This is a genomic window from Enterobacter sp. UPMP2061, assembly GCF_053709615.1.
The window spans coordinates 1-10,079 of record NZ_JBSKJP010000024.1; the positions used below are offsets into that span (position 1 = coordinate 1).

The following is a 10,079-nucleotide window of genomic DNA, read 5'->3' on the forward strand; positions in this document are numbered from 1 at the left end:
TTGGAGTCATTACCCTTTTTTCAACTTCTGATGGATGCGAGTGATTGAACTCATACATTAATGTTTTCCCACGAAGTCTTTTTTCAGGTAAGCCTTCGCACATATCGGTAAATAGCTTGCCTGCTTTTATTTTTTCTGTCATCGACATGTTCATTTTTAACATTCCGTCCTGATAAGTTGGTCGGATAAGGCGCTCGCGCCGTATCCGACATTAATTTCTTAAGCGACTTCATTCACCTGGCGACGCAGCAGAGAAAGTGGGCCGGGGCCGCTAAGCGTGAACACGGAAATTAAGGTGAAGCCCAGCGCCACCAGACCCAGCACCAGGTAAGCGCCCTGGAAACCGATGCTTTCATACATATTGCCCGCCAGAATAGACATAAAAATCATCGCCAGTTGCTTAAAGAAGCAGAAACAGACCAGATAAATCGTCGCTGAAAAACGCACTTCAAACTGGCTGGTAATATATTTAAAGCAGCCCACCAGCAGGAACGGTACTTCAAACATATGCAGCGTTTTCAGAATAACCACTTCCAGTGCTGAGGTAGCGAACGATGAGCCAATAATACGTACTGACATAATAGTGCCAGCCAGCAGCAGGGCGTTTTTCCCACCGATGCGATTAATGATCAGTGGCGCAAAAAACATAATCGAGGCGTTAAGTAATTCGCCCATTGTCGTTACGTAGCCAAATACCCGCGTACCCTGTTCACCGGTAGCAAAGAACGAAGTAAAGAAATTAGCAAACTGTTGGTCAAAAACATCGTAGGTGCAGGAAACGCCAATAACATACAGTGACAAAAACCACAGTTTTGGCTGTCTGAACAGTTCCAGCGCCAGCTTAAGGCTAAATGCCGAATGGTTGGCACCTACCGCATTGGCAACCGTGGCAGAAGAGGGCGCATCCGTTTTGGCGAAAAAGAGTAAAACGGCGAGGATGAATGCACAGCCAGAACCCAGCCAGAAAACAAACTGATTATTGATGGTGAACATGATGCCGACAATCGAGGCACACAGCGCCCAGCCAACACAGCCAAACATCCGCGCGCGACCATATTCGAAATTACTGCGACGGCTGACTTTCTCGATAAATGCCTCTACTGCTGGCGCACCGGCGTTAAAACAAAAGCCTAGATAAATACCACCAACAATCGATCCTACTAAAATGTTGTATTGTAACAGTGGCCCGAAGATAAAAATAAAGAACGGCGCAAACATCACTAACATGCCGGTAATAATCCACAGCAGGTATTTGCGCAGCCCGAGTTTGTCAGAAAGCAGACCAAACAGCGGTTGGAATAATAGCGAGAACAGAGAAATAGCGGCAAAAATAATACCCGTATCACTTTTGCTGATATGGTTGATGTCATGTAGCCAAATCGGGAAAAACGGGAAGTAGGCTCCCATGATAAAAAAGTAAAAGAAAAAGAATAAACCGAACATCCAAAAGTTTGTGTTTTTTAAATAGTACATAATGGATTTCCTTACGCGAAATACGGGCAGACATGGCCTGCCCGGTTATTATTATTTTTGACACCAGAGCAACTGGTAATGGTAGCTACCGGCGCTAAGGTGGAATTCCGCCGACACTGACGGGCTCCAGGAGTCGTCGCCACCAATCCCCATATGGAAACCGTCGATATTCAGCCATGTGCCTTCTTCCGCGTGCAGCAGATGGCGATGGCTGGTTTCCATCAGTTGCTGTTGACTGTAGCGGCTGATGTTGAACTGGAAGTCGCCGCGCCACTGGTGTGGGCCATAATTCAATTCGCGCGTCCCGCAGCGCAGACCGTTTTCGCTCGGGAAGACGTACGGGGTATACATGTCTGACAATGGCAGATCCCAGCGGTCAAAACAGGCCGCAGTAAGGCGGTCGGGATAGTTTTCTTGCGGCCCTAATCCGAGCCAGTTTACCCGCTCTGCTACCTGCGCCAGCTGGCAGGTCAGGCCAATCCGCGCCGGATGTGGCGTATTGCTCGCCACTTCAACATCAACGGTAATCGCCATTTGACCACTTCCATCAATCCGGTAGGTTTTCCGGCTGATAAATAAGGTTTTCCCCTGATGCTGCCACGCGTGGACCGTGGTAATCAGCACCGCGTCGGCAAGCGTATCTGCCGTGCACTGCAACAACGCTGCTTCGGCCTGGTAATGGCCCGCCGCCTTCCAGCGTTCGACCCAGGCGTTAGGGTCAATGCGGGTCGCTTCACTTACGCCAATGTCGTTATCCAGCGGTGCGCGGGTGAACTGATCGCGCAGCGGCGTCAGCAGTTGTTTTTTATCGCCAATCCACATCTGTGAAAGAAAGCCTGACTGGCGGTTAAATTGCCAACGCTTATTATCCAGCTCGATGCAAAAATCCGTTTCGCTGGTGGTCAGTTGCGGGATGGCGTGGGGCGCGGAGGGGAGTGTCACGCTGAGGTTTTCCGCCAGACGCCACTGCTGCCAGGCGCTGATGTGTCCGGCTGCTGACCATGTGGTCGCGTTCGGTTGCACTACGTGAACCGTTAGCCAGAGTTGTCCGGCGCTCTCCGGCTGCGGTAGTTCAGGCAGTTCAATCAACTGTTTACCTTGTGGAGCGACATCCAGAGGCACTTCACCGCTTGCCAGCGGCTTGCCATCCAGCGCCACCATCCAGTGCAGGAGCTCGTTATCGCTATGACGGAACAGGTATTCGCTGGTCACTTCGATGGTTCGCCCGGATAAACTGAACTGGAAAAACTGCTGCTGGTGTTTTGCTTCCGTCAGCGCCGGATGCGGCGTGCGGTCTGCAAAGACCAGACCGTTCATGCAGAACTGGCGATCATTCGGCGTATCGCCAAAATCACCGCCGTAAGCCGACCACGGATTGCCATTTTCATCATATTTAATCAGCGACTGATCCACCCAGTCCCAGACGAAGCCGCCCTGTAAACGGGGGTACTGACGAAACGCCTGCCAGTATTTAGCGAAGCCGCCAAGACTGTTACCCATCGCGTGGGCGTATTCGCAAAGGATCAGCGGGCGCGTCTCTCCAGGCAACGAAAGCCATTTTTTGATGGACCATTTCGGCACAGCCGGGAAGGGCTGGTCTTCATCCACGCGCGCGTACATCGGGCAAATAATATCGGTTGCGAAGGTGTCGGCTCCGCCGCCTTCATACTGTACCGGGCGGGAAGGATCGACAGATTTGATCCAGCGATAGAGTGCGTCGTGATTAGCGCCGTGGCCTGATTCATTCCCCAGCGACCAGATGATCACACTCGGGTGATTACGATCGCGCTGCACCATTCGCGTTACGCGTTCGCTCATCGCGGGTAGCCAGCGCGGATCATCGGTCAGACGATTCATTGGCACCATGCCGTGGGTTTCAATGTTGGCTTCATCCACCACATACAGGCCGTAGTGGTCGCACAGCGTGTACCACAGCGGATGGTTCGGATAATGCGAACAGCGCACGGCGTTAAAGTTGTTCTGCTTCATCAGCAGGATATCCTGCACCATCGTCTGCTCATCCATGACCTGACCATGCAGAGGATGATGCTCGTGACGGTTAACGCCGCGAATCAGCAACGGCTTGCCGTTCAGCAGCAGCAGACCATTTTCAATCCGCACCTCGCGGAAACCGACATCGCAGGCTTCTGCTTCAATCAGCGTGCCGTCGGCGGTGTGCAGTTCAACCACCGCACGATAGAGATTCGGGATTTCGGCGCTCCACAGTTTCGGGTTTTCGACGTTCAGACGTAGGGTGACGTGATCGGCATAACCACCACGCTCATCGATAATTTCACCGCCGAAAGGCGCGGTGCCGCTGGCGACCTGCGTTTCACCCTGCCACAAAGAAACCGTCACCCGCAGCTCATCGCGCAGCTCGCCGTACATCTGAACGTCTGCCTCCAGTACAGCGCGGCTGAAATCATCATTAAAGTGAGTGGCTACATGGAAATCGCTGATTTGCGTGCTCGGTTTATGCAGCAACGAGACGTCACGGAAAATGCCGCTCATCCGCCACATATCCTGATCTTCCAGATAACTGCCGTCACTCCAGCGCAGCACCATCACCGCGAGGCGGTTTTCTCCGGCGTGTAAAAATGCGCTCAGGTCAAATTCAGACGGCAAACGACTGTCCTGTCCGTAACCGACCCAGCGCCCGTTGCACCACAAATGAAACGCCGAGTTAACACCATCAAAAATAATTCGCGTCTGGCCTTCCTGTAGCCAGCTTTCATCAACATTAAATGTGAGCGAGTAACAACCCGTCGGATTCTCCGTGGGAACATACGGCGGATTGACCGCAATGGGATAGGTCACGTTGGTGTAGATAGGCGCATCGTAACCGTGCATCTGCCAGTTTGAGGGGACGATGACAGTATCGGCGTCAGGAAGATCGCGCTCCAGCCAGCTTTCTGGTACCGCTTCTGGTGCCGGAAACCAGGCAAAGCGCCATTCACCATTCAGGCTGCGCGACTCTTGGGAAGGGCGATCGGTGCGAGCCTCTTCGCTATTACGCCAGCTGGCGAAAGGGGGATGTGCCGCAAGGCGATTAAGTTGGGTAACGCCAGGGTTTTCCCAGTCACGACGTTGTAATACGACAGCCAGTGAATCCGTAATCATTGTCATAGTTGTATCCTGCGTGAATTGTTATCCGCTCACATTTTCGCATAACATACGAGCCGGACACATAGAGTGTAAAGCCTGGGGTGCCTAATGAGTGAGCTGACTCACATTAATTGCGTTGCGCTCACTGCCCGCTTTCAAGTCGGGAAACTTGTCGTGCCAGCTGCATTAAGGAATCTGCCAACGTGCGGGGAGAGGTGGTTTGCGTATTGGGCGCCAGGGTGGTTTTTCTTTTCACCAGTGAGACGGGCAACAGCTGATTGCTCTTCACCGCCTGGCCCTGAGAGAGTTTCAGCAAGCGGTCCACGCTGGTTTGCCCCAGCAGGCGAAAATCCTGTTTGATGGTGGTTAACGGCGGGATATAACACGAGCTGTCTTCGGTATCGTCGTATCCCACTACCGAGATATCCGCACCAACGCGCAACCCGGACTCGGTAATGGCGCGCATTGCGCCCAGCGCCATCTGATCGTTGGCAACCAGCATCGCAGTGGGAACGATGCCCTCATTTAGCATTTGCATGGTTTGTTGAAAACCGGACATGGCACTCCAGTCGCCTTCCCGTTCCGCTATCGGATGAATTTGATTGCGAGTGAGATATTTATGCCAGCCCGCCAGACGCAGACGCGCCGAGACAGAACTTAATGGGCCCGCTAACAGCGCGATTTGCTGGTGACCCAATGCGACCAGATGCTCCACGCCCAGTCGCGTACCGTCTTCATGGGAGAAAATAATACTGTTGATGGGAGTCTGGTCAGAGACATCAAGAAATAACGCCGGAACATTAGCGCAGGCAGCTTCCACAGCAATGGCATCCTGGTCATCCAGCGGATAGTTAATGATCAGCCCACTGACGCGTTGCGCGAGAAGATTGTGCACCGCCGCTTTACAGGCTTCGACGCCGCTTCGTTCTACCATCGACACCACCACGCTGGCACCCAGTTGATCGGCGCGAGATTTAATCGCCGCGACAATTTGCGACGGCGCGTGCAGGGCCAGACTGGAGGTAGCAACGCCAATCAGCAACGACTGTTTCCCCGCCAGTTGTTGTGCCACGCGGTTGGGAATGTAGTTCAGCTGCGCCATCGCCGCTTCCACCTTTTCCCGCGTTTTCGCAGAGACGTGGCTGGCCTGGTTCACCACGCGGGAAACGGTCTGATAAGAGACACCGGCATACTCTGCGACATCGTATAGCGTTACTGGTTTCACATTTACCACCCTGAATTGACTCTCTTCGGGTGCTATCATGCCATACCACGAAATGTTTTGCGCCATTCGGAGGGGGCACGCCGAAGTGAGATTCAAAATGCCGACGTCAGTTCACAGGTGGGTAATGATACCAACGTGTTGATTTCGTATTTTCACTGACACCAGGATCATCCTGATGTTACAAGGATTGAATGACTACAGATTAAAATAGTCATCAACAGGTTGACAGCATTACCCAGCGCCCGCTTTCCGCGTATTTTTCGATTTGCACTGCCGGGGGCACTGGCGGGTATCGCGTTCCGCACACTTTTACATTTATTTATCTGGTGACTGACCTTTTTAAGGAGACAGAATGAAAGCCGTTGGTTTCTGGCAACCCGGGAAAGTACATCCGTTATTGAAGATTTGTCGCTTCCCCACCCATCCATGCCCAAGGGGCGTGATCTTTTGATCAGAGTCAGGGCGGTCGCGGTTAACCCACGGGACCTGAAAAGCCGGCGAAACATCAGTCCCTCTGCAGGCAATCCGGTAGTTATGGGATACGACGCTTCCGGTGTTGTTGAAGCAACCGGACCAGAGGTGACGCTGTTCAGGCCAGGTGACCACGTTTTCTATGCCGGTGTGCTCGATCGCCAGGGAGCCAACGCAGAGTTTCAGCTGGTTGACGAACGCATTACGGGGATAAAGCCGGCAGCACTAAGTTTTGAAGCTGCAGCGTCGGTTCCTCTGACCGGTCTGACAGCCTGGGAAATGTTATTTGATCGTCTGCAGTTGTCAGTGAACGGAGATGCTGATCAGACCCTGTTGATGCTTGGCGGTGCGGGCGGAGTCCCTTGTATGGCTATACAGCTTGCCCGCACTCTGAGTCGGGTGAACATCATCGGGACTGCCTCCCGGCAGGAGAGTGTCAGAGCGGTTCGCGGGTTTGGTGCGCATTATGTCCTGGATCATTCATGTGCGCTTGCGCCACAGGTTGCCAGCCTTGCTGGACTCCCTCCCATTACCCGGATTTTCTCAACGTACACCACGCCATCTGCCTGGGAAAATATGGCCGAAATTATTGCCCCACAAGGCCGTATCGGACTCATCGACGACCCTGAACCACTGGATCTGCGTTTGATCAAATTTAAGAGCGTTTCTGTTCACTGGGAGGCAATGTTTACCCGCCCCATGCATGCTACTGCGGACATGTCTAAACAGCATGATATTCTTAACAAACTCTCATGCATGCTGGATTCCGGTAAGCTCAAACCTCCGTTGCTGGCAGAGTATGGCAGGCTGAATGCTAAAGCACTTCGCCGGGCTCATGAGGACATGGAAAATAAAAATGTGAACGGGAAAATTGTTTTTTCAGGGTTCTGATGAACAGGCCTGTCAGAGTAAAAAAAGATTCGGGTTCAGCACAATGCTGAATTCTGTCTGGCTATAGAGTAAGAATCGTACCGGAATTGAGCATTTACCCTCAGTACCTGCGGATGAAAAAGCAGTCTGCCCTGACATACTGAACAATCCCTTCTCATAAGATGCCTCTCTTTTGCTGTTTAAAGAGCTGAGCAGTCCGGGCGGAGACTGACCTCGTTCCGCTTTCCAAGCGACCCCCTTGTTGAAAGTGCGACAAAAGAGATAGGGCGAATGACTATACTTCGCTCATAGCTGCCCGCCATGCCAGCTCAAAAAACAGGCTTAACGTAGGATATTTTCCGTTTTCCAAGCGGCCCCCTTTTAGGGTGAGGGAGCATGCCATAAACCAGATCGCCAAAAGGGGATGCTGCTGAAGGGACACTGTTATCCAGCGGGGTAATTTTCACGCCTTTATCCGATATATCAACATCGGGTAAATCACCGGCCAGCGCCATCGCGTTAACTTCTTCCAGACGCGATGCAAGAAGCGTCAAACGGCTCTTGATGTATTCATGGCAATCGGCCGGAACAGCAAGGGGTAACTGGTTATCCCGGAGTGATTTTTCAAAATCGTCTGACGGGATCAGATAATCATCGAAATTCCTGTAGCGGCGTGACCCCTTTACCCAGGTGTCACCTGAACGTAAGGCTCCCTTCAGTTCATTCAGCACGCAAAATTCGTAATATTTTCGGTCAATGCCGGTGGGGGTGATCACAACCTTTCTCCAGCTTTCCGGGATGAACCCGATTGGCGCGGAAGGCGGTACTTTTCGGAGTTGTTTTCTATACATATCTCTGACGGTATCCAATGCGTCACTGAGCTGCATTGCGGCGGGTGCAGCCCTGAACTGCAACACGGACAGCATCCGGGGGGCGTATTTACGCAACGTACTGTATTTTTCTGTGATCAGATGCAACGGGTCGAAGTTGTCCTTACGTGACAGGAACCGCGTCTCTTCCACGCTGTTGATGAATTCCTGCCAGGGAAGGACGTCTTCTATTGCGGCCCAGGGATCTTCCCCGGACTCTCTGGCGTTAAGTAATGCCTGTCCGACGGTAACGTATTGCTTCAGTTTACTCTGAATCAGCTTTCCCGTTTGCTGGAGCCGCTCGGCCTGAGTACGTTTTGCCCTGCTGAACAGACTACTCAGAATACGCTCGTGCAGATCAATAACTTCGTCAGTCAGGGTGGATCTGGCCTCCGATATGATACAAACCAGCGAGGCATAACGGCGAACATCCGTGAATCTTGCCAGATCCCGGCTACTCATTTTCCTGCCTTCGCGTGCGAGTTTCAGGAGTCGGTTCTGGTGAACGGAAAGTGCAATGCCGTCAGGGAGTGCCAGCGACTCAATCGCATTTAACCGGTCGATATGTTGCAGGACATTTTTACCATTAATTTTTCCCGGAGGCTGGAGCAGCCAGGCCAGCCGTGAAGGTTGCTCACCCTCAGATACCAACAGACGGTCCAGTGCCGCTTTATGCCCTGGTTCAAGCTGCGCGGTAAGCGCAGAAAAAACCGCCCTGTCGGCAAGTGTTGTTGCTTCGGCCAGGGTTCGTTCGATCACTTCAACAGAGGGGAAAATAACCTTATTATTGTGGAGCCAGGAGAGCATTTCCTCCGCAAGTAAAAAACCTCTGTCTGTCCGCATGGCGTGGGGATAAAGGTGGCGAATACAGGTTTTTTGCAGCGCCCGGTTAAAAGGGGATAATTCCAGGTAGCGGTAGAGTTCAGCCAGATGTTCCCAGCGGGTGACCTCTCTTGATGCATACTCGGCCCACAAATCAGACTGGACTTTCAAATGAGCCGCCAGCCTGAAGACAACACAGTCGTGAGGTGAAATACTTTTGTCGGGAGGAAACCCTAGTCCTCGCAAATAACAGAGTAAAACTGCAAAGCCCAGACGGTTAGCTGGCCTGCGGTGTTAATTAATGAGCGCGAGGTCATGTTCACTCAGAAAGCACATGCGCGTCAGAAATACGTCATCATCTGGCACAATCAACAAGCGTTCTTTTTCTTCACTACTGAGTATTTGTCTCCGTGGCATAAATGCTTCCCCTGCACATAGTTCATTAAAGTTATCATTCGCACTGACCGAAACCGGTCGGTTTCGTACGCCTCGCAAACAATATGTCCGAAAGTCAGCGAAATTTGTTTCGTACATACGTTATAATTCGGACACCCTTTGCGTACGGAAAGTTTCCTATGTCACGAGTTTTTGCCTACTGTCGGGTCTCCACTCTGGAACAGAATACAGAAAATCAGCGCCATGAAATTGAAGCGGCGGGTTTTGCCATCAGACCCCAGCGGCTGATTGAGGAACATATAAGTGGTTCGGTTGCTGCCAGCGAAAGACCAGGGTTCATCCGGTTGCTTGATCGAATGGAAAGCGGTGACGTATTGATTGTCACCAAACTTGACCGACTCGGCCGTAATGCGATGGATATCCGAAAAACAGTTGAACAACTGGCTACTTTAGATATCCGTGTTCATTGTCTCGCTCTCGGAGGTGCGGATTTAACCAGCCCGGCCGGAAAAATGACTATGCAGGTGATTTCAGCTGTGGCTGAGTTTGAGAGGGATCTGCTGATTGAACGCACACATTCAGGGATTTCTCGGGCAAGATCAGCCGGGAAACGCTTCGGTCGTCCGCCCATCTTGAGCGAGGAGCAAAAAAAAATAGTGTCAGAGCGCCTTAATTCCGGGGCCAGTATCAGTGCGGTTGCCAGAGAATTTAATACCACCCGGCAAACCATACTCCGGGTAAAAGCAGGACAGCAATAATACTGAATGTGAATAAAGCCCATAACTGGCCAGGCAGTTGAAACTGTTCTTGAAGTAAACATCTGGAAAGCATGAAACATCATTCTATCC

5 protein-coding genes and 2 pseudogenes are annotated in these 10,079 nt (G+C 51.9%); 2 read left to right on the top strand and 5 right to left on the bottom strand.

Going from position 1 to position 10,079, the window contains the following annotated elements; translation table 11 throughout:
* From ACWKXX_RS22495 to lacI, 4 genes are all read right to left on the bottom strand, one after another.
* The coding region (locus ACWKXX_RS22495; RefSeq protein ID WP_121495309.1) for a maltose acetyltransferase domain-containing protein at positions 1-154 on the bottom strand (154 nt) is incomplete at its 3' end.
* Positions 155-219: 65 nt separating this feature from the next.
* Complete coding sequence (lacY, locus tag ACWKXX_RS22500) at positions 220-1,473, bottom strand: lactose permease (protein ID WP_003846917.1); 1,254 nt, start codon at positions 1,471-1,473, stop codon at positions 220-222.
* A gap of 51 nt (positions 1,474-1,524) precedes the next feature.
* Entirely contained in the window at positions 1,525-4,599 is a 3,075-nt protein-coding gene (lacZ, locus tag ACWKXX_RS22505) for a beta-galactosidase (RefSeq protein ID WP_007894989.1), read from the bottom strand.
* A 121-nt stretch (positions 4,600-4,720) separates the two neighbouring features.
* Positions 4,721-5,803: a DNA-binding transcriptional repressor LacI gene (lacI, locus tag ACWKXX_RS22510; protein ID WP_007851507.1), complete on the bottom strand. Its 1,083-nt coding sequence runs from the start codon at positions 5,801-5,803 to the stop codon at positions 4,721-4,723.
* A 352-nt stretch (positions 5,804-6,155) separates the two neighbouring features.
* On the opposite strand from lacI, the pseudogene ACWKXX_RS22515 reads away from it, so the two are divergent.
* Positions 6,156-7,165: pseudogene (locus ACWKXX_RS22515) on the top strand (zinc-binding alcohol dehydrogenase family protein).
* A 359-nt stretch (positions 7,166-7,524) separates the two neighbouring features.
* Here the strand turns inward: ACWKXX_RS22515 and ACWKXX_RS22520 are convergent.
* Positions 7,525-9,252: pseudogene (locus ACWKXX_RS22520) on the bottom strand (Tn3 family transposase); the annotation flags it as partial.
* A 158-nt stretch (positions 9,253-9,410) separates the two neighbouring features.
* Here ACWKXX_RS22520 and ACWKXX_RS22525 point away from each other — a divergent pair.
* On the top strand, positions 9,411-9,989 hold the full coding sequence (locus ACWKXX_RS22525; protein ID WP_016151342.1) for a recombinase family protein: 579 nt from the start codon (positions 9,411-9,413) through the stop codon (positions 9,987-9,989).
* Positions 9,990-10,079 lie beyond the last annotated feature (90 nt).